Origin of the sequence: Rossellomorea yichunensis, from assembly GCF_032337515.1 — a bacterium.
Classification (GTDB): Bacteria; Bacillota; Bacilli; order Bacillales; family Bacillaceae_B; genus Rossellomorea; species Rossellomorea yichunensis.
In genome coordinates this window covers 632,424-657,896 of sequence record NZ_JAVYAD010000001.1, presented here as the reverse complement: position 1 = coordinate 657,896, position 25,473 = coordinate 632,424, and the positions used below count along the sequence as shown (strand labels likewise).

The window sequence follows — 25,473 nt, the reverse complement described above, 5'->3', positions numbered from 1 at the left end:
TAAGGGAGTGTTTTCATACTTTATACTTTGGGATCAAATAAAAAACGGAGGCTATCTGTTAGAAACAAATAGCCTCACGCATTAAACTTCCATGATGATCGGTAATATCATTGGTCTTCTTCGTGTTTTATTGAATAAATAGTAATTGAGCTGATCTCTGATATCCTGTTTAATGGTTGTCCATTCAAAAGAGCCCTTTTGTAAGTAGGAATGTACTACATCCGTTACGATGCTTCCAGCTCCATCAATCAATTCTTCTGACTCCCTCACATAAACGAAGCCGCGTGAAATAATTTCAGGACCTGACACAATCGATTTGGATCTGCGGTTAATCGTTACAACGACCGTAAAGACACCGTCTTCTGATAATAGTTTACGATCGCGAAGGACGATATTCCCTACGTCCCCTACACCGATTCCATCGATTAACACATTCCCGGCCTGCACCCGGCCGCTCATTCTCATCTTGCCGTCCTTGTATTGAAGCACATCCCCTTTATCCAAAATGAAAATTTGCTTATACGGAAGACCGATGTCGTGAGCGATCTGTGTATGCGCCACCAGCATTTTGTACTCACCTTGTATTGGGATGAAATACTTCGGTTTCATGATATTTAACATGAACTTTAGATCTTCCTGACTCCCGTGCCCTGAAACATGAACCTTCTTATTAGCGGTCAAGACGTTTGCTCCTGCTCTATAAAGCATGTCAATTGTCTTTCCTGCGATGACTTCCATTCCAGGCGAAGGTGAAGCCGTAATTAGGACTGTATCTCCTTCTTCGATATTTACAAGACGATGGGAGCGTTTTGACATCCTCTGCAAGGCTTCAAACGGTTCTCCTTGAGTTCCGGTGGCGATGATGACGACTTCATCTTTAGGATAATCACCAATCTCATCCATTCCGATGATCATCTCATCCCGGACGTGAAGATAGCCTAATTTCAATGCTACATCATATACTCTCTTCAAACTCTTACCCACTACGACCACTTTACGGTTATTTTGATCTGCAGCGTCAAAAACTTGCTGTAGTCGAATTAAATTAGATGCAAAGCAAGCTACAATGACTCTACCGGATGCCATTCGTAAAGCGTCTGTTATGTGTTGTTCAATGACTGCTTCGGATGTTGTATAGCCGGGTCTCTCCGCTTCTTTGCTGTCAGACAACAAACAAAGCACTCCTTTTTCACCGATTTGAGCCATTTTGCCTAAATCCGGTCGATAAAGGTGTTTAGCCGATTGATCAAATTTGAATTCTCCTGTATGTACGATGACTCCTTCAGATGTATGTATACATACACCAACTGAATCCGGAATACTGTGTGTGGTTTTAAAGAACGTTACATTCACTCCATCAAAAGTGAGATGGCTATCTGAGTGAATCGTATAGAATTTCACATCTTCCCTGACATTTTCATCCTTCAATCGTGCCTTTACAAGAGCATTCGTTAAACGGGTGCCATAAACAGGTGCTTTAATCTTATTAAGTACGTATGATATCGCCCCAATACTATCCTCATGTCCATGAGTCAGAAAGATCCCTTTAACACGTTCTTTATTTTCGATCAAGTATTGAATGTCAGGTATGACGATATCAATTCCCAGCATTTCATTCTCAGGGAACATCAGCCCTGCGTCAACCACGAAAATTTCATGATCCACTTCGATCACGTACATGTTCTTCCCAATTTCCCCCACTCCTCCGAGCGGTATGACCTTTATACTTTCATTCTTTGTCTTACTCACATTATGTCCTCCTATGCTGTGCCTTTCCCGATCTTCAATCAGTTACGTTTATTATACTTGATAATATTTTGGGAGTACAACCAATTTTATCCTTACTATAATAAGATTAGGAAAAAGACTGCATTCATTTTTACTACATTACTATTTCGATACTACGTGACTAAATCCTTCTTCTTTAAAATAAATTAATCCATTACTGATTTTAGTGGCTTTTCCTGTCTACAATAAAAGACTGTGAAGGATCGCCTTCACAGTCTTTTACTTAAGATAATACTTGTAATAATTGAGACAGCTTTGCTCTTTCCACTTCTGTCAGTGGAATTAATGGTAAGCGGACAGATCCAACGTCGAGACCCTTCATTTGCAGGGCTGTTTTAACCGGTGTTGGGTTCGGGCTAGTAAACAACCCTTTCATGACTGGAAGAAGTTTTTGATGCAGACCGGCTGCCTCTAAATGGTTTCCACCTGTAAATGCAGCAACCATCTCCTGCATTTCGTTTCCGATGATATGTGAGGCAACAGACACAATTCCAGTTCCACCTATTGATAATACAGGGAGAGTAAGTCCGTCATCACCACTGTATAGCATAAAGTCGTCTGATGTATGTGAAATGATTTCAGTCATGCTATCCAAGTCACCGCTTGCTTCTTTAACAGCTACAATGTTTTCAATCTCTGATAATCGAATGATTGTTTCCGGAGAAACATTGACGCTTGAACGTCCTGGAATATTATAAAGCATGACAGGTAAGGTTGTTGATTCAGCAATCGCTTTGAAATGCTGGAACAACCCTTCCTGACTAGGCTTATTATAGTATGGAGCCACCAGCATGATGGCATCTACTCCTGCCTCTATTGCCTTTTTGGTAAGTTCGATGGAAGCGTGGGTGTTATTACTTCCCGTCCCGGCAATAACAGGTACTCTTCCATTTACTACTTTTACTACATGGCGAAATAAAGCAATCTTTTCTTCTTTGGTTAAAGTCGGAGACTCACCAGTGGTCCCGGCAACTACTAAAGAATCTGATCCATTTTCAATCAGATACTGAATTAATTGGGTCGTCTTAGTGAAATCTATATTTCCTTTACGGTCAAATGGGGTAACCATCGCCGTAGAAACGCGGCCAAAATTCAATCTAGTCACTCTCCTCTTATGTTTATCCTACCCTGAATGTAGCGGTTCTCTCTTGTAGTTGAAACGTATCATGAAGTGCATTAATCGCATTAATCAGGTCCATCTCTTTCACCAGAACCCAAATAGTCGTATGACTATCTGCAGACTGAAGGATTCGAATTCCTTCGTTTGACAGAGATGATACGATGGCTGAAGTCACACCTGGAACACCTGTCATCCCGGCTCCAACTACTGAAATCTTAGCACACTCTGACTCTACAATAGGTTTATGACCTATTTTATTTAGAACCGAAATCGCACCTTCTGCCAGGGATGATGCAACAGTATAAACAACTCCCCGTGGAGAGATGTTAATGAAGTCAACACTTATTCCTTCTTTAGCCATCGCTTTAAAGACTTCAGCTTGGAGATTGTATTGGTCTTCCTTAGCGAATACTTTTATTTGCGTAAGGTTGGATACATGGGCGATTCCTGTTACGGGATGACTCCGGAATTCTTTGTGTGCTTTCGTATTTTCAAGTGTTGTCACAAGCGTCCCTTCACCATTTGAATAAGTAGAACGAATCCGGATTGGAACATTTGAATTCATCGCAATTTCAACAGCTCTTGGATGAATCACCTTTGCCCCCTGATATGCCATATTACAAACTTCATTATAAGATACAACCGTAATAGGTCTCGCCTTCGATGAAATGCGGGGATCGGCAGTCATGACCCCTTCAACATCGGTGAAAATATCGATGAAGTCAGCTTTTAATGCCACTCCTAAAGCAGAAGCTGAAGTATCGCTTCCCCCTCTGCCGATCGTGGTGACATCACCATCTTTCGTTGCACCTTGAAAGCCCGCTACCACCACTGCATCGTGTTCTTCAAGCTCTTTGACCAAACGGCTGCATCGCATTTCCAAAATCTTAGCATTGTTAAAATCATTATTGGTTCGGAATCCGGCTTGAGCACCAGTCAAAGCGGTTGACCGGATTCCATGTTCAAGAAGCATGTTAGAGAAGACCAGGCTGGAAATGATTTCTCCACACGATAATAATAAGTCTTGCTCTCTCTTACTTATTGAAGTATTCCTGCCACCGATAAGTGATAATAGCGAGTCAGTAGCGTAAGGTTCACCTTTTCTTCCCATAGCTGAAACGACTACCACCACTTTATATCCCTTATCAATCGCTTGCTTCGTGTGGGCAAGTGCCTTTAAGCGACTTGCCTCATCTCGTACAGACGTTCCACCAAATTTTTGAACGATCACTTTCATGACTACACCTCATTGTCATATGTTCAAGAGGTATGTGAGAACGAATAGTGGAAATAAATAGATCTATAGCTGAAATGGTCCCTCTTCGTTATTTAATTATACCAAGTTTCATTAAACTTTCTGCGATTTGAACCGAGTTCCAAGCCGCTCCCTTAAGTAAGTTGTCAGACACAACCCACATATGAAAGCCCTTGTCTTCATCAAGATCTTTACGCACCCTGCCAACAAATACATCCGGTTTTCCTACTGCATATGCAGGCATCGGATAAATCTGTTCTTCCGGGACGTCTTCTAAAGTTACTCCAGGAGCATCTTTTAACAGTGAGTGGATATCATTCACTGTTACAGAACCATCCTCAATTTCAATATATACACTTTCTGAGTGACCTGTTACAACTGGTAATCTTACGCATGTGGCAGATACCTTCAATGACGGCATATGCATAATTTTTTTTGTTTCATTGATCATTTTCATTTCTTCGAATGTAAAGCCGTTATCCTGGAATTTATCAATTTGAGGAATGGCGTTATAAGCTATCTGGTAATGCTTTTTATCCCCTTTTACAGGTAGAACACTCGGCTCGAATGATTCACCGGACAATATGGCCTGTGATTGTGCGTGGAGCTCATCGATGGCCACTGCACCTGCTCCTGAAACGGCTTGATAGGTTGACACGATTACTTTCGATAAACCATATTGTTTACGGATCGGTTCAAGTGCTGCCACCATCTGGATCGTAGAACAGTTAGGATTCGCAATGATGCCTTTATGAAGTTTTATATCTTCTTCATTCACCTCTGGAACTACAAGAGGAACATCCGGGTCCATTCTGTATGCACTTGTATTGTCGACGACGATAGCTCCACGTTTAACGGCTTCAGGAGCAAGAAGCTTGGATACACTACCCCCTGCACTAAATAAAGCTATATCTACCCCTTCAAAACTCTCGGGTTTGGCTTCTTCAACCGTCCACTCTTTCCCTTTAAAGGTAACGGTGGACCCGGCTGAACGGGCTGAAGACAATAATGTCAATTGTTTTATTGGAAAGTCCCTTTTTTCTAATGTTTCAAGCATTTGTTGTCCAACTGCACCTGTGGCACCGACAACCGCTACATGTAATCCCATTGTATTCAAAATCTTCTCTCCTTCCAACCATTCAGTATTCTCATAGTAGGTATACCTTTTAGTATGTTACTATAATAAAGAATATTTTAACATAAACAATTATTCGACAATAGGGAATTTTATATTTATGCCTTGATTATTTTCATTTACTAATAAATTTAAATAATTATACATGAAAAGAAGGCCATCTTAACAGTGCAAGTTGATAGCCTTCTCAATCTATTAATCTAAATATCTTTCGATTACGACTGGCTGAAGCTGTCTTCCTTCGATAGCCGCTTCTATTGTTTCCTGAATCAGGGTCATTCTTGCTACCATTGATTTCGGTTTACTTTCGGGTGCATCTTGCCCAAATGGGATAAAGTATATATCTTTGGTTGATATTAATCTCATTAGGTTTACACCATTTAAACCAAGAGCATCATTTGTCGATATCCCCAGTACTACAGGACGGTGATTACGAAGAGTCGCTTTAGCAGCCATTAACACGGGAGAATCTGTCATTGCATTGGCGAATTTACTCATTGAATTTCCTGTAAGGGGAGCGATCACCATACAATCCAATGGAATTTTAGGACCAAGTGGTTCTGCCTTTACGATTGAATCGATTACCCTATGACCTGTAACGTCCTCTATTCGCTTAATCCAGTCTTCTCCTTTACCGAATCTCGTTTCCGTATTCATAACAGTTGAAGTTACAATTGGCATCACTTCTGCACCGTTATTCACTAATCGTTCAATTTCCGGGAATACGGCATCATACGTACAATGAGAACCTGTTAGACCAAACCCGATTCGTTTTCCTTTGACACTCATGATGAACTCTCCTTTCCTAAATCAAGATCTTCCTCTAACAATTGACAAAGTACATTCGCCAGTATTTGGCCAGCTGTCTTAGGTGCCACGATCCCAGGCAATCCCGGGGCTAACAATGCTTTTATTCCCCGTTTTTCTGCATAACGAAAATCTGTACCTCCAGGCTTCGAAGCCAAATCGATGATTAATGTATGAGCTGGCATTTTGGCTATCACAGCAGCCTTCACTATATGCACTGGAATTGTGTTAATACATATATCACAATTCTCAACCTCTTTTTCTAAGTTATCTAAGTGGAATGGCTCTAAGCCCATTTCAGTCACCCTGGCCAGATGCTCACTTTTCCGAGCGCCAACCTTCACCTTTCCGCCTAAATGATGAAACGTTCTAGCTACACTCATACCTACCCTACCCAGACCCAATATGACAATCGTAGATCCATGAATCGTAAAGTCTGTATGTTGAATAGCCATCATAATCGTTCCCTCTACTGTAGGAATAGAATTATAAATGGCAACATCGTCTCTCTCAAACAACTGAACAAGTTTCCGATTCGTTGAAGACATTATTTCATCCAAATACTTATTACTAATTCCTGAATAGATCGTACAGTGCTCTGGCGTCTGAGACACAATTTCCTCTGTTAAAACGATTTTCTCATTGGAGAAAATCGTATCAATTTCTCCTTGTAGATTCGTGCCGGGTACAGGTAAGATTATGGCATCAATCATTGAAAAGTCCACTTCATCGAGCTTTTCTTTCGTAGCCCCTGTAAAGGCATGATCTAGTTGTTCAAAACCTACGAGTGAGATCTTTGCATCCAACTCAGTAAGCTTCCGAATAATCTCAAGTTGACGAGCATCTCCGCCTAGAACTGCGATCTGCATTCCGGTCAGCATCACTGATTTCACCTACTTTTTTACATAATCGCTATTCTAAATCCCTTTTCACTTCAACAGTGTATGTTGCACATACCTAATGGGTGAGAAGAAAAGCAGGAAGAGACTGTTTAGAATGTGGGATTGTTTTTGTAATGGAGGGGTTGAGGGAGGTTAAGTGGGTATATTGATCGTACAACAATTTCAATCAAGTGGTGCAAAATGTAAATTTACATTACACTAACTCCTTCTAACATTATGGAGAAAGCCTACTTTTTTAAATGCTTTTCACAAGGATTGTTGTTTTCTAAAATAAAATATGCGAGGGCTCTGTCAACCAATTTATGCTGGATGGTGAGAATTTTTGTGACAGAGCTTAAAAGTGTGCAAGAAAACAATGTACCTAAAAAAATAATTCTTCTTTAATAAAAAGGAAATCAATCTCTACTCACCTTAAATAAGGTTTTCTGCTGAAATTCTTGTTTTAATTGTTTTCCATTAAGGATTCAATTGGAGCGGAAATCAACTAATACTTTCTCCTCTACAATAAGCAACAAACTTTACGAAATGAGCCTTTTTATATTAAAGGCAAAATAAAAAAACGGGATTTTCCCGTTTCAATAGGTTATCTATTTCGTTAGTCATTCGATACTTCCAGAATGATCATATCAGCTCCGATTGTTCTTATTTGATGCCAAGGTACCCGGATTTCCCCGCCTTGCTTTCGCAGCCATTTACCGGTCGGAATGATAAGCGCATTAATACTTCCTGACTTATCATTGAATTCAAGATCGGTTTGCCCCAGAATACCAAGTCGTTCTGCTTTTTTATAATCAACTATTTCTTTTCCGCTTAACTCGCTTAATCTCATGAAGGTTTCCTCCTTAAAAAAGCTCTGTACTACAATGTATACACTGTCCACTTTTTTTAGAAGAAATTCTTCGTTATTTCCTTCCAATGTGATGGTTCATACAAAAAAGAAGCTGGGACAAAACTAAAATGCCACGATATAAAGACGAACAATAGAAGTGTAGGTTCTTAATGCCGCTAATGATTTCCGTGCAAGACTACGCTTTCCGCGGGTAGCCCGTGAGCCTCCTCGGCAAGCCTGCGGGAAGAAAAGCGGAGGGGCTTTGTTCAGAGGCGGGTGGCATAAGGCGAAGCGTCCACGAAGGCGTTCTTTGCCTTCTTGGAGGGTTTGACTTAAGACATGTGCCTCTAAGCCCCGGAGCTGGACGGGTCTCACATAAGCTACTTTTCCCGCAGGAGTCTTCGTCTTGCACTCCAATCAACCGCTGGAAACAGCTAAAATCAAATGTACCGAAATAAATAATAAACCCGAACAAATCTGCCTTCTAGGAAGCAGGCTTGTTCGGGTTTTACTTGACTAAAACACTTTTGTTCCAGCCTCTTTTCCTGTTATTTCCTCATATTTTGAGGGAGATTTCCATCCGGACTTATGAGGGATATTGCATAATCATCTTTAAATATGTCAAGGGCTAACTGATTAACTTTTTCCATCGTAACGCCGTCGATTTCTTCGACAATCTCATCCAGCGTACGGTGGCGTTTTAACAGCAGCTCATTTTTCCCGTTACGACTCATCCGGCTATTCGTACTTTCTAAGCTCAGCATAAGGTTACCCTTTAATTGCTCTTTGCTGTTTAGTAATTCTTTAGAGGTTATCCCATCATCTTTCAGGGCTTGAAGGGTGCTGTCGATCGTATCAAATAATTGGTCCAACTGATTGGCCCCTGTTCCTCCATAAATGGTAACCATTCCGCTATCTTCATATGCGGAATGATAAGAAAACACGGAATACGCAAGTCCTCTTTGTTCACGAACCTCTTGAAACAGACGGGAGGACATACTGCCACCTAACACATTGTTTAATACGATCAGGTTATAGATATCCGGATGCCCGATTTGCAAGCCGTCAAATCCTAAGCATAAATGGGCTTGTTCTGTATCTTTTTTCCGGGCAAGCTTATTGTTGTGGAAGGCAGGCTTCATACGGTCCTCAGGTCCTTTACCACCTTCATAAGATCCGAATAGCTTCTCGACTTCTTTGATGAATGTTTCATCCACATTTCCCGCTACAGACACCACTACTTGATCCGGGGTGTACATGTCATGCATGTACTCTTTCAATTTAGCTTGATTGAATGAGTTCAGTGTCTCTTCCGTTCCCAGAATCGGATAGCCAAGTGGATGCTCTTCATAGATTGCCTTGCTTAATAAGTCATGAACGATATCATCAGGGGTATCTTCATACATTTTAATCTCTTCATACACTACATTTTTTTCTTTATTCAATTCCTCTTCAACATAGGTAGAGTTAAAGAACATATCAGAAAGTGTATGTAATGCATAATCAGCATGATTGTCCAATACTTTTGCATAATAGCAGGTGTATTCCTTAGAGGTAAAAGCATTGACCTGTCCGCCGATGCTGTCAAAGGACTCTGCTATTTCACGCGCTGTTTTCGTTTTTGTTCCTTTGAAAAACATGTGTTCTAAAAAGTGGGATATCCCGTTATTTTGTTCCGATTCATTTCGTGAGCCGGTTCCAATCCAGACCCCAATCGCTACAGAACGGACGTGAGGTATTTCCTCCAGCACGATTCTTAGTCCATTTTGGCATGTATATTTCTTTATCAAGAAATTTCCTCCTATTCATGATGCAAACTTACTGCTTCTTATTACTATTTCCCTGTTCTGACGAATTATCGATGTCTTCTACGATTCTCTCTTCTTTAACCAGACTTGAGATCGTACCAAGCCTTAAATTTTTTTCTTTTATTTGAAGAATCAACATATTTAACGAATTGGCCGTTGATGCTGTCGGGTGCATCAGTACAATTGCTCCCTTGTGCATCTTTCTCATTACACGGTCGATTAACACGCTTGGTTGTGGTTTTTGCCAATCAATCGTATCCACACTCCACATTATCGTTCTCATGTGCATGTCGTCTGCAATATTTATGACTTCCTCCCGGTAGCTGCCGCTTGGTGGAGCAAACCATTTCGCTTTCTCCCCTGTGGTCACTTCAATTATTTCATTCGTCTTTTTCAACTCTTCTCTTACTTTGGCTGACTCCAATGTTTTCATATCAGGGTGAGAATATGAATGATTTCCGACTTCATGTCCTGCGTCCACGATCATTTTCGCTAAGTCCGGGTTATTTTTCACCCATCTCCCCTCTAAAAAGAACGTAGCATATACTTGGTGTTTTTTCAAAGTTGCAAGCATATCCGGGATATATTCATTTCCCCATGCTACATTGATAATAAAAGAAACCATTGGCTTATCCGGATTCCCCCGATAAACAGGGGAAGCGGGCAAATCAGGTAAATGCGTTTCAGGAGGGATTTGCTTGTAGATCAGTTTATCTTCATCGAATGATTTTTCTTTTTTCATATTTTGAAGAGACGCTTCTACATCCACTTTCAAACCATTATATCCTGGTGTAGCTTTCCAAACAGTATCTATTACAGCATCTTGAGCAGGTACTTCCCTCAATTTTGCTTCTTCTTTAATTTTTCGGGTTAAATCATTTGGTTCGCTGACTCCATTCACTTCTAACGATTCTTGTTTTAGTCCTGTCACATACTGGTCTGATAACGGATTTTCAACGACAACTAAAGTCAGAATAGCAATTAGACTAATTCCTATCAAGTATTTTCTTTCCATACCTGTCCACCTTCCTTCTCCTAAAAACATATGAAGGAAAAGGATCTGGTAGAACAAAAGCGGAGGGGCAATGCTTGAGAGGCGACAAGCATAAGGCGAAGAAATTCTAAAGGCGTTCTTTGGCTTTTTGATATCATTGACTTATGACCTCGAGCCTCTAAGCCCCGGAGCTGGCTAATACTAAAGCCAGGGCTGCTCCTTCAGTCCTGAGTGAAAACTCCACAGATAAAAAAAGCCGTCCCGGAGGAGAGTTTGCTCCTTACAGGACAGCCTGCCAATCTCAAAAGATTATGCTTGGTTTTGTTCTTCTTTTTCACGCTGCTCTTTAAGAACTGCTTTTCTGGACAAGTTGACCCTACCCTGGTTATCGATGTCAAGAACCTTAACAAGGATCTCATCGCCGATCGCTACCACATCTTCAACTTTGCGAATACGTTCTTCTGCAATTTCAGAAATGTGGACCAGGCCATCTTTACCACTGAAGATTTCTACAAATGCTCCGAATTTTTCAATTCGTTTTACTTTCCCCAGATACATTTGTCCAGCTTCAACTTCTCTTACGATATCTTCAATTGTTTTCTTAGCAACTTTGTTCATCTCTTCATCAGTAGAGGAGATAAAGATCGTTCCATCCTGCTCAATATCAATCTTAACGCCTGTTTCGTCGATGATTTTATTGATTTGTTTACCACTTGGTCCAATAACATCACGGATTTTATCAGGGTTAATATGCATGGTTAAGATTTTAGGTGCATATTGAGAAAGGCTGGTTCTTGCTTCACCGATTGTTGCTAACATACTATCAAGGATCTGCATTCTTCCCTTTTTCGCTTGTTGAAGCGCTTCTTCAAGAATTTCCCTGGATAGCCCATCAATTTTGATATCCATTTGAAGAGCGGTTACACCCTTGGAAGTCCCGGCTACTTTAAAGTCCATGTCACCAAGGTGATCTTCCATTCCTTGAATATCCGTTAAGATGGAATAGTTTTCACCAGATTTGATCAGACCCATGGCGATCCCTGCTACAGGTGCTTTAATAGGCACACCTGCATCCATCATCGCTAAGGTACTTGCACAGATACTTGCTTGGGAAGTTGAACCATTTGATTCAAGTACTTCAGAAACAAGACGGATTGTATACGGGAAGTCTTTCTCGTTTGGAATAATGGGATCCAAGGCTTTTTCCCCTAGTGCCCCATGTCCGATTTCACGACGACCAGGTCCTCTGATCGGTCCCGTTTCCCCTACACTGAATTGAGGGAAATTATAATGATGCATGAATCGTTTAGATTCTTCAATTCCTAGACCATCGAGAACTTGAACATCTCCTAAAGCCCCTAATGTACAAATGCTTAGTGCTTGAGTTTGTCCACGTGTGAACAGTCCTGAACCATGAGTTCTTGGTAATAAACCTACCTCGGAAGAAAGTGGACGTATTTCGTCGACTTTACGGCCATCAGGGCGGACTTTATCTTCAGTAATCAAGCGACGAACTTCATTTTTCACAAGTTTGTCTAATACTTTTTTCACTTGCTTCAATGTAGCTTCATCGGCTTCTTTCTCTTCTTCATAAACAGCCATCACTTTTTTCTTCACTTCTTTGATAGCTTCTTCACGAGCATGTTTTTCTTGAACTTGAATCGCAGGGATTAGTTCACTTTCACATAATGAACGAACCTCCGCCTCAACTGCTTGATCAAGTTCAACAAGTTGAATTTCAGATTTCTCTTTCCCGACTTTAGCAACAATTTCTTCTTGGAAAGCGACTAAACGCTTTATTTCTTCATGACCAAACATGATTGCCTCAAGCATTGTCTCTTCGGGTACCTCATCTGCACCTGCTTCAACCATATTGATGGCATCTTTGGTACCGGCTACAGATAAATGAATCTCACTTTTCTCCAGTTGTTCCACTGAAGGGTTAATAATAAATTCACCATCAATCAGACCAACAATTACGCCGGCAATAGGACCCTCAAATGGGATATCAGAAACAGATAGTGCTAGTGAAGATCCGAACATAGCTGCCATTTCAGATGAACAGTTTTGGTCTACACTCATCACTATACTGATTACTTGGACTTCATTACGGAATCCATCTGCGAACAATGGACGGATAGGACGGTCGATTAAACGGCTTGCCAGGATCGCTTTTTCACTCGGACGTCCTTCACGTTTAATAAATCCTCCTGGAATTTTACCAACAGCATATAATCTTTCTTCATAATTTACAGTTAGTGGGAAGAAATCCAGTGGTTTTGGCTCTTTTGAAGCTGTTGCACTACTTAGTACCGCAGTATCTCCGTAGCGTACCATAACCGCTCCATTGGCTTGTTTGGCAAATTGGCCTACTTCGACCGTTAATTCTCTTCCTGCCCATTCAATGGAAAAGATTTGTTTAGTTTGTTCCATAAAGTGTGCCCCTCTCTTTATATATCACTAAAAGGTTCGGCCTGTACCTAACCCGGATAAATATTGTAAATAAACTAATCTATATCATGCACATTTGTGCCGTTATATTCGCTTGGATGAATAACATAAGGAACTATGTAAATATAGTAGGTTCTCTCAATGGAAAGTTCTATTTACTCACATTAAGAACTCGAATAACTCTTATGTACATATTATGTATTTTAGACAAAAACTATATAATTGAATACTTTTCGTGATAAAAATATTTAAAAATAAGTGGGGGATCATACAAAGATTCCCACTTATCAAAACTAAAGAAAAAGCGGGACATAATCCCGCTTCCTTTGTCTGTTTATCGACGTAAACCTAATTTGTTGATTAACTCACGGTAGCGTTGTACATCTTTCTTACGTAGGTAAGATAATAGATTACGACGGTGACCTACCATTTTCAGAAGACCGCGACGAGAGTGGTGGTCTTTCTTGTGAACGCGTAAGTGATCGTTCAGATTGTTAATTTCTTCAGTTAGGACAGCAATTTGAACTTCTGGAGATCCAGTATCGTTCTCATGTACTTTGTATTCACTGATAAGTTCGTTTTTACGCTCTTTAGTGATAGCCATCCTTTTCACCTCCTATTAATTTCTTTCAAATCCCCTGTTACTGAGCAGCCGTTGGTGAATCGTGATGCCAAGCAAAGGTTCATTTCATACGATATTTAGAATACTACTCTTTTCAACAAAAATCAAGTATAAACCTCAAATTTCCGAAAAGTAGTGTATTGCTTTGTCTTTATCTTTCTGAATCTGCGAGATTAATTCTTCTATCCCGGAAAACTTCTGTTCATCCCTAATTCTTTCATACCATTCAATATACACTTCTTCGCCATATATTGACGCGTAAAAATCAAAAATGTGAACTTCAATTGATAGAGAGTATTCATCTGGATTTTTAAAAGTAGGCTTATAACCTATATTACATACTCCATCAAACCATTTATCATGAATTTTCATTCTAACAGCATACACTCCCACTTTAGGAGTAAGATAGTCGTAGGCCAACTCAATATTGGCTGTAGGGAAGCCGATTTTTCTGCCTCTCTTATCACCATGAATGACTGTCCCTTTCATTTTAAACGGTCTGCCCAGGAGCTTATGAACCTTTTTTACGTCGCCTTCTTTAAGGCATTCTCTTATGAACGTTGAACTTACTTTGGAGTCATCGTCTGTAAGCTTAGAAATTGTAGTAGAAGTAAACATATCACGTGAATGGAATGGAAGTGTTTCCATCGTCCCTTTCCCTAAACGTCCATATGAGTAATCAAAACCTGCTACTACATGCAGTGCATTGAGCCCTATGATGTATTGATCAACGAAGTCCTGAGGAATCAGACTTGCAAATTCTGATGTAAAGCGGACAATAAATAAATAATCCACACCCAGCTCCTCTATTATTTCTTTCTTATCTTCAAGAGGGGTTATGTAGTGTATATGCTTGTGCTTATGACCTAATACAACTGAAGGATGAGGATCAAAAGTCATCACCGCACTACAAGCTTTGAGCTCTTTCGCTTTTTCTACTGCTTCACTGATCACCCTCTGATGTCCTCTATGCACTCCATCGAAGTACCCTAGAGCCAAAACAAGGGGGGGAAAATCATTCTTACTAATTGAATGTGGATGATGTACAGTTATCACTTTCACAGTATTTCACCTTTTTTCACTAGTCGTTGAAAAGCACTTTTACAGGCTTGATAACGCCTGGTTTGTCCGGGTGACGGCGATAGATGGCAATACTCTTACCAAGATACTCCACCACTACTTCACTCGTTTCCGGCCAATCCTCAGGCTCTTCCAAGCGTGCTCCGTTCTTCACTTTCTCTGCTAATGTATCATTAATTGCCATTTTCGGCAAATGAGAAAGCCCCATTTCCAGCGGGAGAAGAAGTCCTTGAGGATTTTCATTATCAACGAACTCTTTTACTTCTTCTAAAGTAAAACAGTCCTCTTTCCTAAAACTGGCTGATTGTGTACGGGTAAGAGCTGACATATGAGCTGGATATCCAAGTCTATTTCCAATTTCAACAGCAAGGGTTCTCACATAAGTACCTTTGCCACAAACTACTTCAAATGAGAAAGTCGGAACCTTGCTGTCTAACAATCCCCAATCCTCCAGTAATTTAAGCTTATGGATACGAACGGTTCTTGATGGTCTATCAACTTCAATTCCTTGTCTTGCATACTCATATAACCGTTTCCCTTTTACCTTTACCGCTGAATACATTGGAGGGGTTTGCGTAATATCGCCGGTTAAACTCCCGAGAATCTCCTCAACCTCTTCTCTGGTAATCGTACGGTCCACCGTCTTCTCTATGACAGGTTCACCCCAAGCATCTTCTGTCGTAGTCGAGAAACCTAGAGTGACTTCCCCTTCATAGGTTTTTCCCGATTCTGTAATGTACTCAGCTATCTTTGTAGCTCTTCCAATACAAATAGGAAGTACACCAGATACTTCCGGATCAAGTGTGCCTGTATGGCCTACCTTTTTCGTTCTAAGGAGCTTCCTTAATTTAAACACACAATCATGTGACGTCATGCCACGGGGCTTCCATAGGGGCAGGATTCCATTCATCATAATACCTCCACTAATGTTCATTCTTTAATACAACAATTAGAAAACAAAAAGACTAATCCATTGGAAATGTAATTCCCTCCGGATCAGCCCTTTCTTGTTACTCATCTGTGTCTTTAGACTCTTCTGGTTCATCTTGAACTTTTCTTAATAAAGTTTCAATATGATTACCATAATCAATCGATTCATCAAACTCAAAAATAATTTCTGGTGTTTTGCGCAGACGGATTCGCTGTCCTACTTCGGAACGGATGAACCCTTTTGCCTTCGCCAGACCTTTAAGCGTGTTTTCTCTTTGGTCTTCTCCACCCAGAACGGTAATATACACTTTTGCCTGTTGTAAATCACCAGTTACCTGCACATCTGTAACTGTCACAAAGCCAATGCGTGGGTCCTTTATTTTTCGTCCGATAATATCGCTGAGCTCTTTCTTCATTTGCTCGCTAACACGATTCGCACGATGGCTCATCAATATCACCTCTTGTATATCGTTAATGGTTATATGTTGGAATATAAGCCACTCTCTATAACGACTCGATTTGGGTCTCCAGTCTCTCCCACTCCGGAAAAGAATCAATGAATTTCAATGCATGCTCAATTTCTCTTTCACTGGCTCCTTTAAAAGAAGCGACTGTAACGATGGCAATCCTGGTTCGCTGCCATACATCCTGGTGTCCGATTTCAGAGACAGAAACATTAAATTTTTGTTTAAGGCGGGACAAGATCCTCTGCAGGACCGCTCGCTTTTCTTTTAAAGAGTGAGAATCATAAATCATGCACTCACATTCAACATATGTGATCATTTACGTGTAATTTCCTCCATGATGAAGGCTTCGATTACGTCGCCTTCCTTCACATCGTTAAAGTTCTTAATCGTAATACCACATTCGTAACCTTTAGCTACGTCTTTGGCATCATCCTTAAAACGTTTAAGGGCATCCAGTTCACCCTCAAAGATAACAATTCCATCACGTATCAGACGAACTCCGCTGTCGCGAGAAATTTTACCTTCTGTTACATAGCTTCCCGCAATAGTACCAACTTTAGACACTTTAAATGTTTGACGAACTTCTGCTTGACCAATGATTTTTTCTTCGAATTCAGGGTCCAGCATACCTTTCATAGCGGCTTCGATTTCCTCCATTACCTTATAGATAATACGGTGTAATCGAATTTCTACTCCTTCAGCGTCAGCCGTACGTTTCGCATTTACATCAGGACGAACATTAAAGCCTATGACAATGGCGTTGGACGCTGCTGCAAGTGTAATATCAGATTCGTTAATCGCTCCGACACCAGTATGGATGATACGGATATTTACACCTTCAACTTCAATTTTCAGCAATGAAGCGGCAAGAGCTTCTACTGAACCTTGGACGTCCGCTTTAAGAACAAGGTTGAGGTCCTTCATTTCACCTTGTTTCATTTGTTCAAACAAATTCTCAAGGCTTACCTTCGACTTCTCTCCCCTTTGTGCTTGGAGAGCTTGAGAAGCACGGGCTTCACCAACAGAACGAGCCGTTTTCTCGTCTTCAAATACAACGAAACGATCTCCCGCTTGAGGAACATCATTTAAACCTGTGATTTCAACAGGAGCAGATGGACCTGCTTCTTTCACACGACGACCAAGGTCATTGACCATTGCACGAACACGACCGAATGTATTTCCTACTACGATAGGGTCTCCAACTTTTAATGTCCCGTTTTGAACAAGTAAAGTTGCTACAGAACCCCGGCCTTTGTCTAATTGTGCTTCAATTACCGTACCTTGGGCAAGGCGATTCGGATTTGCTTTAAGCTCTTCCACTTCACTCACAAGAACGATCATTTCAAGTAGATTATCGATTCCTTCTCCTGATAATGCAGATAGTGGTACGAAGATTGTGTCTCCACCCCACGCTTCAGGAACCAGTTCGTATTCCGTCAGCTCTTGCATTACACGATCCGGATTCGCAGCTTCTTTGTCCATTTTATTAACGGCAATGATAATAGGGACTTCGGCCGCTTTCGCATGGTTGATTGCTTCAACTGTTTGAGGCATGACACCATCATCAGCAGCAACAACAATGATCGCAATATCCGTTACTTGAGCACCGCGGGCACGCATCGTTGTAAAGGCAGCATGTCCAGGAGTATCAAGGAAGGTGATCTTCTTTTCATCCACTTCTACTTGATAAGCACCGATATGCTGAGTGATTCCTCCAGCTTCCCCTGCCGTTACTTTCGTGTTACGGATGGAATCAAGCAGAGTTGTTTTACCATGGTCAACGTGACCCATGATTGTCACAACAGAAGGACGCTCTTCTACTTGCTCTTGTGTGTCTTCAGTGAAGTATACTTCAAGATCAGTGGCATCTACTTTGATCTCTTCCTCTACTTCGACTCCATATTCTCCTGCGATCAGTTCAATTGAGTCTTTATCCAACTCTTGGTTGATTGTTGCCATGACACCAAGCATGAATAGCTTTTTAATGATTTCAGATGGCTCTTTATGAAGCTTTTTCGCAAGCTCTGAAACTGTCAATGACTCTGAGAACGTAATTTTTGATGGAAGTTCTTTTTTCTTGGCAGGCTGTTGTTGCTGTGGAGCCTGTTTGAAATTTTTATTTTGCCTGTTTTGTTTGTTATTTTTGTTTTTGTTGTTGTTATTATTATTATTATTGAAGACCTTCTTCTCCTTTGATTGGTGCTGTTGTTCTTGTTTTTTTCCTTCACGACTTTTCGGTGCTGATTTTACTTTCTCCTTGTTCGGAGCTTCTTCTGTCTTTGATGCATTTGCCTTGGAATCCTTTTGGCTTGGTTTCTGACTGCCTGAATCCCCTTTGTACATCGCGTCTAATTTTGTTACTGCGTCGTCTTCTATAGTTGCCATATGGTTTGATACCTCAATATTCAGTTGCTTTAATTTTCCGATAACATCTTTGCTTGAAACATTGTATTTTTTTGCATATTCATAAACACGCATCTTGCTCATATGTTCACCCCCACTGAGATTCATCGAGCAGTTCGGATAATTTCCCGGCAAAGCCTGCTTCCATTACAGCCACCACTACCCTGGCTTCCTTTCCAATGGCCTGACCTAAATCATTTCTGCTATCCACCAAACTAACCGGGACATTGTAGGATTTACATTTGTCCGTGATTTTCTTGTACGTATTAGCAGAAGCATCTTTGGAAAGAATGACAAGTTTTGCTCGTCCACTACGAACTTCTTTAATAACAAGTTCTTCACCTGAAATAATCTTACGTGCCCGATTTGCCAATCCTAAAAGTGACATCCAACGATTTTGATTCATACGCTAAACGTTACTCCTTCTCCACAAGGCTAATCAATTCATCGTAAAGAGATTCATCTATTTTCGCTTGTAATTGATTGGCTAATGTATTTTTCTTTTTAGCTTGTAAAATGATGTCTTTATCCTTGGAAAGATAAGCTCCACGCCCTGACTTCTTACCGGTGGGATCGATGGAAACCTCCCCTTCTTTCGAGCGGACAATCCGTATCATTTCTTTCTTCGGTTTCATTTCACCCGTTGCCACACATTTGCGCAATGGGATCTTCTTATTTACACTCATCTGACTCACCTCTTAATCTTGATTATCGAAATCAATATTTAAAGGCTCGTTATCATATTCTTCCTCTTCATCATGAGGAAGGAATGACTCTTCTCGAGGATATAATCCCAGTTCACGAGCGTCTGTTTCACTCTTGATATCAATCTTCCAGTTTGTCAATTTGGCTGCAAGACGGGCATTCTGGCCACGTTTACCAATTGCAAGTGAAAGTTGATAATCCGGAACAACTACTCTTGTCGCTTTATCATCTTCATTCACCTGTACATCCAGCACTTTTGATGGACTTAATGCATTGGCAACGAATGTGACAGGATCTTCTGACCATTGGACAATGTCAATTTTTTCACCTTTTAATTCGTTTACAATTGCCTGTACACGTGCACCCTTGGTTCCTACACAAGCTCCAACGGGATCCACCTCGGAATTTTCTGCATGAACAGAGATTTTAGAGCGATCTCCGGCTTCACGTGCAACAGATTTGATTTCTACCGTTCCATCAAAGATTTCAGGAACTTCGATTTCAAATAACCGCTTCAGTAATCCGGGATGTGTTCTTGAAACAAAGATTTGAGGACCTTTTGTCGTCTTCTCAACCTTTGTAATAAACACTTTTATGCGATCATGAGGTTTATATGTTTCATTGGGCATCTGCTCGCTCACTGGTAAAAGCGCCTCAATCTTGCCTAGTGCAACATAGATAAAGCGATTGTCCTGACGTTGAACGATACCCGTCATGATATCTTCTTCGCGATCCACAAATTCGGAATAGATAATTCCTCTTTCAGCTTCTCTTACTCGTTGGGTAACAACCTGTTTAGCGGTTTGGGCAGCGATACGGCCAAAGTCCTTTGGTGTAACTTCCAACTCAACAACGTCTCCAACCTCGTAGCTAGGATTGATTTCCCCGGCGTCTTCGACAGAAATCTCCAGGCGGGAATCAAATACTTCGTCTACCACTTCCTTACGAGCGAAAACTCTCATCGTACCCGTTTCAAGGTTAAGGTCTACACGGACATTTTGTGCTTGGTTAAAATTTCGTTTGTAAGCCGACACAAGTGCAGCTTCAATCGCTTCAATGATGACATCTCTTGCAATGCCTTTCTCTTTCTCTAAAACAGTAAGAGCATCTAATAACTGAGTGCTCATGGTGGTTTCATCCCCCTTTATAGTGCGGTTAGTTCCTATGAAAATGTAACAGCCAATCTTGCGATCGCTATCTTATCTGTTGGAATTTCAACCTTCTTTTTTCGAGTCTTAATGGTTACTTCTAATGCTAATTGGTCTGAAGTATAGGAAAGAAGTGTGCCTTCGAAGGCCTTTTCACCGTTCAACGGTTCATATGTTTTCACATATACGTTTTTGCCGATGGCTTTCTCAAAGTCCTTTTCTTTCTTTAAAGGACGTTCAGCTCCCGGTGAAGAAACTTCTAAAAAGTAATTATGAGGAATTGGGTCAATTTCATCTAACTTCTCACTAAGTCTTTCACTTACTATTCCGCATTCTTCAATGTCAACACCTGAATCTTTGTCGATGAATACGCGAAGAAACCAATTCGATCCCTCTTTCACATATTCCATGTCAATGAGTTCTAATGACATGTCGTCTAAGATTGGTGTAACAAGTTCTTCTACAAGTGTTGTTATTTTGCTCATACTTACCTCCTGGTCTATATGAAAATCTTGCACCAAGACTAGAAATGATAGTTCAAAAAATCTCCATGTAATAACGAAAGAGTGGGGTGCGACCCCACTCTTCTACCTTTAGAGCTATCTTTAGTATTTCCAATAAAAATATACCATAATCAACATTTTTATGCAAACAATTCCCATGGTATCAGCTTAGAATAGGGATAATTGGTTCTTATCCGGCAAGGCTTCCAAGCAGCCGTGATTGTCCAGGTACTCGATGATTGTCTTGGAAACGCGACCTCTTTGTTGAAGATCTTCTTTAGAGAGAAACTCCCCATTCTGTCTTGCATTCACAATATTAATGGCCGCATTCGTCCCAAGCCCGGGTATCGAGTTGAATGGTGGGATCAATGAATCTCCATCTATCACAAATTCAGCCGCTTGTGAACGATACAGATCTACCTTTTGGAACTTGTATCCCCGTTCACACATTTCAAGGGCCAACTCCAGTACTGTTAACGTGTTCTTTTCTTTCGGAGATGCATCCAGGCCTTTGCTGTTGATTTCTTCTATCTTAGCCCTGACTGCTTGTGACCCCCTCACCATGGCTTCGATATCGAAATCTTCTGCACGAACGGTGAAGTAAGCAGCATAGTACAAGAGAGCATGATGCACTTTAAAGTAAGCAATACGAACTGCCATTAATACATAGGCAGCAGCATGGGCTTTTGGGAACATATATTTGATCTTCAGACAAGAATCAATATACCAGTCCGGTACCCCATTCTTTTTCATCTCTTCTACCCATTCATCCTGCAGTCCCTTCCCTTTACGTACAAATTCCATGATTTTAAAGGCAAGTGAAGGCTCGAGTCCCTGATAGATGAGATAAACCATAATATCATCACGACACCCAATTACTTCGCTCAGATTACAAATATTATTATGAATAAGCTCTTGTGCATTGCCGAGCCATACATCAGTACCATGTGAAAGTCCTGATATTTGAACAAGCTCAGAAAATGTCGTCGGTTTTGTATCCTCAAGCATTTGACGGACAAAGCGTGTACCGAATTCAGGGATTCCAAGCGTCCCGGTCTTACACATGATTTGTTCCGCTGTCACTCCGAGGGATTCCGTTCCACTGAAAATTTTCATCACTTCGGGGTCATCTGTCGGAATCGTCTTCGGATCGACACCTGATAAATCCTGAAGCATACGAATGACGGTTGGATCATCATGACCAAGAATATCAAGCTTCAAAAGATTATCATGAATGGAATGGAAATCAAAATGTGTTGTTTTCCATTCCGAGCTAGAATCATCAGCAGGGAATTGAATTGGTGAGAAATCGTAGATATCCATATAATCAGGTACTACGATGATTCCTCCAGGATGCTGACCGGTAGTTCTTTTCACTCCGGTACACCCACTTACCAATCGATCGATTTCTGCTCCGCGGATTTGCAGCTGATGATCATTGGCGTATCCCTTTACATACCCGTAGGCGGTTTTTTCCGCCACAGTACCGATTGTACCTGCTCGATAGACATTATCTTCACCGAACAGAACCTTCGTATAGTTATGGGCATTAGGCTGATATTCACCCGAGAAGTTCAAATCGATATCAGGAACTTTGTCTCCTTTAAATCCAAGGAATGTTTCAAACGGAATATCATGACCATCCTTCTTATAAGGAATTCCACAATCAGGACAATCTTTATTGGGCAAATCAAACCCGGATCCTACCGATCCATCATCAAAGAACTCGGATTTCTTGCAAGATGGACATACATAGTGGGGAGGTAAAGGATTCACTTCTGTTATTTCTGTCATTGTCGCAACAAAAGAGGAACCTACTGATCCACGTGACCCTACCAGGTATCCATCATCCAATGACTTTTTCACGAGCTTATGCGAGATTAAATAGATGACTGCGAATCCATGCCCGATAATACTCTTTAATTCTTTTTCGAGCCTTGCTTCTACAATTTCAGGAAGCTCTTCTCCGTAAATGCTTTTCGCCATCGTATAACTCATGCGACGCATTTCTTCATCAGCGCCTTCAATTTTAGGCGTATAAAGATCATCTCTGATTGGTTTAATTACGTCTACGAGATCGGCTATCTTGTTGGAGTTGTCCACGACAATTTCTTTCGCTGTTTCTTTCCCTAAGAAAGAGAATGCATCCTCCATCTCATTCGTTGTTCTAAAATGAACATCAGGAAGTTCGTGTCGGTTTAACGGATTCGCCCCGCCTTGAGAGCCCACGAGAATCTTTCGGTAAATCTTGTCGTTTTCATTTAAGTAATGAACGTTACCCGTAGCCACTACAGGCTTATCCAATTTCTTACCAAGATCCACAATGTTCTTAATGATATCTTCAAGGTTTTTCTGACTTTGTACCAAATCCAACTCGATTAAATGTTGATAGACTTCTTTAGGATGAACTTCCAGGTAATCATAGAATTGAGCAGTTTCCTCAACTTCTTCTTTCCCCTTTTGCATCATCCCTTCAAACACTTCGCCTTTGTCACAGCCTGAACCTACAAGAATTCCCTTTCGATACTTTTGAAGCTGAGAGCGGGGAATTCGCGGAACACGGAAAAAATAATTCATGTGAGAAATGGATACTAGTTTATATAGGTTCTTTAAGCCTTCTTCTGTTTGGGCAATAAGTGTACAGTGATATGGTCTTGATCGCTTGTATGCATCACCTTTCCCCATGTAATCATTGAATTGATTATGGTTGGTGATCCCTTTCTCAACGGCATCCTTCAGCATTTTCAATAACAAGTATCCAGTTGTTTCCGCATCATAGATTGCTCGGTGATGCTGGGTAAGTTCAATATCAAATTTCTTGGCTAACGTATTTAAACGATGATTTTTGAATTGAGGATACAGTAGTCTGGCAAGCTCCAGCGTATCGATGACAGGGTTAGTCGCTTTAGGCAGTCCTGCTTTTTGATACCCTGCATTCAAGAAACCCATGTCAAAGGAAGCATTATGTGCAACTAATATATCTTCTCCTGCCCATTTATGATAGTCGTGAAGAACATCGTTTATTTCAGGTGCCGTTTGCACCATATCATCAGTGATCCCCGTTAATTCAATGGTTGTAGCGGATAACGGATGATGGGGGTTGGCAAACGATTCAAATTTATCAATGACCTCGCCATCTTTGATTTTAACAGCTGCGAGTTCAATGATGGTATCGTAAACGGCCGAAAGTCCCGTCGTTTCAACGTCAAAGACAATAAAGGTACTATCTTCTAATGGAAGATCCCGGTCGTTATAGGCAATCGGTACTCCATCATCTACAAGATTCGCCTCTACCCCATACAGCAATTTAATATCATTTTTCTTACTTGCGCTATATGCTTCAGGGAATGACTGTGCAACGGCATGATCGGTTATCGCAACCGCTTTATGCCCCCATTTTTTTGCTTGAGCAACAAGACTTGCCACTGAAGAAACGGCATCCATCTGACTCATTGGAGTATGCATGTGAAGCTCCACCCTTTTTTCATCAGCAGGAGCAGTATCCAGTCTGAGAACAGGTTTGATTTCATTCACATCGTTGGCGATCATCACCAGGTCACGTACGAATGTATCATTTTGGATACTTCCACGACAGCGGACCCACATACCCTTTTTCATATTATTCATAATAGCAGCGTCCTCTTTGTCCCTCGAGAACATTTTGACCAGGATCGAACTTGAGTAGTCTGTTACTTTAAATGTTAATAAAGTGCGACCGCTACGCAATTCTCGTGTTTCGCAATCGAAAACATACCCTTCAATGGCGATCCGGCGTTCTTCGTCATAAATCTCTTCAATCTTTCGGAAGTCAGCATCGTCTTTAATCGTAAGACCAAGCATGAATGGACCGCTGGGTGCATCACTTGCTTCCTCTTTTTCAGCCTTCTCCATTTCAAGGAGAGCTTGTTTGGCTCTCTCTTGATCTTCTTTAAGCTTTTCTTCTAAAAACTTCTCATACTCATTGCTTTGTTCCTCTACTTGACTTACCTCTGCATCCAATACTAGTTTAGGAAAGCCAAAGTTCTCGAAAGTAGCGGTGATGATTTCACCGTATTTTCTTTTTAACTGTGTTGCTTCTGTATCATTGGAAGCCTGAACAATAATCTTATTTCCGTTGATTTTCGGCTTTTGAGTATTTAATAATTTTAATAACGGCGGTGAAATACCTTGAATTTCTCTCACACAGTCCTGCCAATAATCTAAAATGTGCTGATCTGATATTTGGGTATTCACCACTTTTATCGTGAATCCGACGTTTGCAATATGTTTAAAGGATGTTTGCAGTGCGATTGAAAATTTACTCCACACGTTACACGGAATGATTTCTTCAAATGTAAAGTAAAAATGCCATTTCTTCTCCTTGCGAAACACCGCTAGTTTTTCAATTTCAGCGTATTGAAAGTACTTCACAAAGGCATCCTCTGTTAACCCTAATTGCTTTAGCAACAGTTGAAACCTTTCTCTTTTGCCCAGGGGCTTTTCTTCCATGATCCTTCTCCCCCATTTCTAATCGTGTTATTTACAGT

At 40.8% G+C, this 25,473-nt stretch carries 21 protein-coding genes; all 21 read right to left on the bottom strand.

The genetic code is table 11. From position 1 onward, the window contains the following. Nucleotides 1-81 precede the first annotated feature (81 nt). Nucleotides 82-1,749, bottom strand: a complete 1,668-nt coding sequence (locus RSX31_RS03295; protein WP_148993636.1) for a ribonuclease J — start codon at nucleotides 1,747-1,749, stop codon at nucleotides 82-84. Between the two features lie 262 nt (nucleotides 1,750-2,011). Continuing rightward, complete coding sequence (gene dapA / locus RSX31_RS03290; RefSeq protein WP_262371638.1) at nucleotides 2,012-2,884, bottom strand: 4-hydroxy-tetrahydrodipicolinate synthase; 873 nt, start codon at nucleotides 2,882-2,884, stop codon at nucleotides 2,012-2,014. Nucleotides 2,885-2,906: 22 nt separating this feature from the next. After that, nucleotides 2,907-4,145: an aspartate kinase gene (gene dapG, locus RSX31_RS03285; RefSeq protein WP_148968779.1), complete on the bottom strand. Its 1,239-nt coding sequence runs from the start codon at nucleotides 4,143-4,145 to the stop codon at nucleotides 2,907-2,909. An 88-nt stretch (nucleotides 4,146-4,233) separates the two neighbouring features. Continuing rightward, nucleotides 4,234-5,271, bottom strand: coding sequence for an aspartate-semialdehyde dehydrogenase (gene asd, locus RSX31_RS03280; RefSeq protein ID WP_315633529.1), 1,038 nt, complete (start codon nucleotides 5,269-5,271; stop codon nucleotides 4,234-4,236). Nucleotides 5,272-5,493: 222 nt separating this feature from the next. After that, entirely contained in the window at nucleotides 5,494-6,087 is a 594-nt protein-coding gene (locus RSX31_RS03275; protein ID WP_113968175.1) for a dipicolinate synthase subunit B, read from the bottom strand. Continuing rightward, nucleotides 6,084-6,986, bottom strand: a complete 903-nt coding sequence (gene dpaA, locus RSX31_RS03270; protein WP_148968778.1) for a dipicolinic acid synthetase subunit A — start codon at nucleotides 6,984-6,986, stop codon at nucleotides 6,084-6,086. The genes RSX31_RS03275 and dpaA overlap by 4 nt, the downstream gene beginning before the upstream one ends. A 616-nt stretch (nucleotides 6,987-7,602) precedes the next feature. Beyond that, on the bottom strand, nucleotides 7,603-7,836 hold the full coding sequence (locus RSX31_RS03265; RefSeq protein WP_044337355.1) for a YlmC/YmxH family sporulation protein: 234 nt from the start codon (nucleotides 7,834-7,836) through the stop codon (nucleotides 7,603-7,605). A 548-nt stretch (nucleotides 7,837-8,384) separates the two neighbouring features. Next, nucleotides 8,385-9,626 (bottom strand): M16 family metallopeptidase, encoded by a 1,242-nt coding sequence (locus RSX31_RS03260; protein ID WP_282137980.1) that lies wholly within the window; start codon nucleotides 9,624-9,626, stop codon nucleotides 8,385-8,387. Nucleotides 9,627-9,654: 28 nt separating this feature from the next. Continuing rightward, complete coding sequence (locus tag RSX31_RS03255) at nucleotides 9,655-10,659, bottom strand: polysaccharide deacetylase family protein (protein ID WP_315633269.1); 1,005 nt, start codon at nucleotides 10,657-10,659, stop codon at nucleotides 9,655-9,657. A gap of 288 nt (nucleotides 10,660-10,947) precedes the next feature. Beyond that, nucleotides 10,948-13,071 carry a polyribonucleotide nucleotidyltransferase gene (gene pnp / locus RSX31_RS03250; protein ID WP_315633268.1) on the bottom strand — a complete coding sequence of 708 codons (2,124 nt, stop codon included), beginning with the start codon at nucleotides 13,069-13,071 and terminating at the stop codon, nucleotides 10,948-10,950. A 352-nt stretch (nucleotides 13,072-13,423) separates the two neighbouring features. Further along, entirely contained in the window at nucleotides 13,424-13,693 is a 270-nt protein-coding gene (rpsO, locus tag RSX31_RS03245; RefSeq protein WP_034760125.1) for a 30S ribosomal protein S15, read from the bottom strand. 135 nt (nucleotides 13,694-13,828) lie between these two features. Then, entirely contained in the window at nucleotides 13,829-14,773 is a 945-nt protein-coding gene (ribF, locus tag RSX31_RS03240; protein WP_315633265.1) for a bifunctional riboflavin kinase/FAD synthetase, read from the bottom strand. Between the two features lie 19 nt (nucleotides 14,774-14,792). Then, nucleotides 14,793-15,701: a tRNA pseudouridine(55) synthase TruB gene (gene truB / locus RSX31_RS03235; RefSeq protein WP_148994270.1), complete on the bottom strand. Its 909-nt coding sequence runs from the start codon at nucleotides 15,699-15,701 to the stop codon at nucleotides 14,793-14,795. A 100-nt stretch (nucleotides 15,702-15,801) separates the two neighbouring features. After that, nucleotides 15,802-16,170: a 30S ribosome-binding factor RbfA gene (gene rbfA / locus RSX31_RS03230; protein WP_113968183.1), complete on the bottom strand. Its 369-nt coding sequence runs from the start codon at nucleotides 16,168-16,170 to the stop codon at nucleotides 15,802-15,804. Nucleotides 16,171-16,225: 55 nt separating this feature from the next. Further along, nucleotides 16,226-16,504, bottom strand: a complete 279-nt coding sequence (locus tag RSX31_RS03225) for a DUF503 domain-containing protein (RefSeq protein ID WP_315633260.1) — start codon at nucleotides 16,502-16,504, stop codon at nucleotides 16,226-16,228. Then, the gene (infB, locus tag RSX31_RS03220) at nucleotides 16,501-18,675 is read right to left on the bottom strand and encodes a translation initiation factor IF-2 (protein WP_315633259.1); all 2,175 of its coding nucleotides are present in this window, start codon (nucleotides 18,673-18,675) and stop codon (nucleotides 16,501-16,503) included. Before infB ends, RSX31_RS03225 begins: the two co-directional genes overlap by 4 nt. Nucleotides 18,676-18,679: 4 nt before the next feature. Beyond that, nucleotides 18,680-18,997 carry a YlxQ family RNA-binding protein gene (locus RSX31_RS03215; protein WP_148968770.1) on the bottom strand — a complete coding sequence of 106 codons (318 nt, stop codon included), beginning with the start codon at nucleotides 18,995-18,997 and terminating at the stop codon, nucleotides 18,680-18,682. A gap of 10 nt (nucleotides 18,998-19,007) precedes the next feature. Continuing rightward, a complete protein-coding gene (gene rnpM, locus RSX31_RS03210) occupies nucleotides 19,008-19,277 on the bottom strand; it encodes an RNase P modulator RnpM (protein ID WP_113968187.1) in 270 nt (89 codons plus the stop codon). A gap of 12 nt (nucleotides 19,278-19,289) precedes the next feature. Then, entirely contained in the window at nucleotides 19,290-20,423 is a 1,134-nt protein-coding gene (gene nusA / locus RSX31_RS03205; protein ID WP_315633256.1) for a transcription termination factor NusA, read from the bottom strand. Nucleotides 20,424-20,458: 35 nt separating this feature from the next. Continuing rightward, nucleotides 20,459-20,929 (bottom strand): ribosome maturation factor RimP, encoded by a 471-nt coding sequence (gene rimP / locus RSX31_RS03200; RefSeq protein ID WP_113968189.1) that lies wholly within the window; start codon nucleotides 20,927-20,929, stop codon nucleotides 20,459-20,461. A 186-nt stretch (nucleotides 20,930-21,115) separates the two neighbouring features. After that, nucleotides 21,116-25,435 carry a PolC-type DNA polymerase III gene (locus RSX31_RS03195; protein WP_148993632.1) on the bottom strand — a complete coding sequence of 1,440 codons (4,320 nt, stop codon included), beginning with the start codon at nucleotides 25,433-25,435 and terminating at the stop codon, nucleotides 21,116-21,118. Nucleotides 25,436-25,473: the final 38 nt, after the last annotated feature.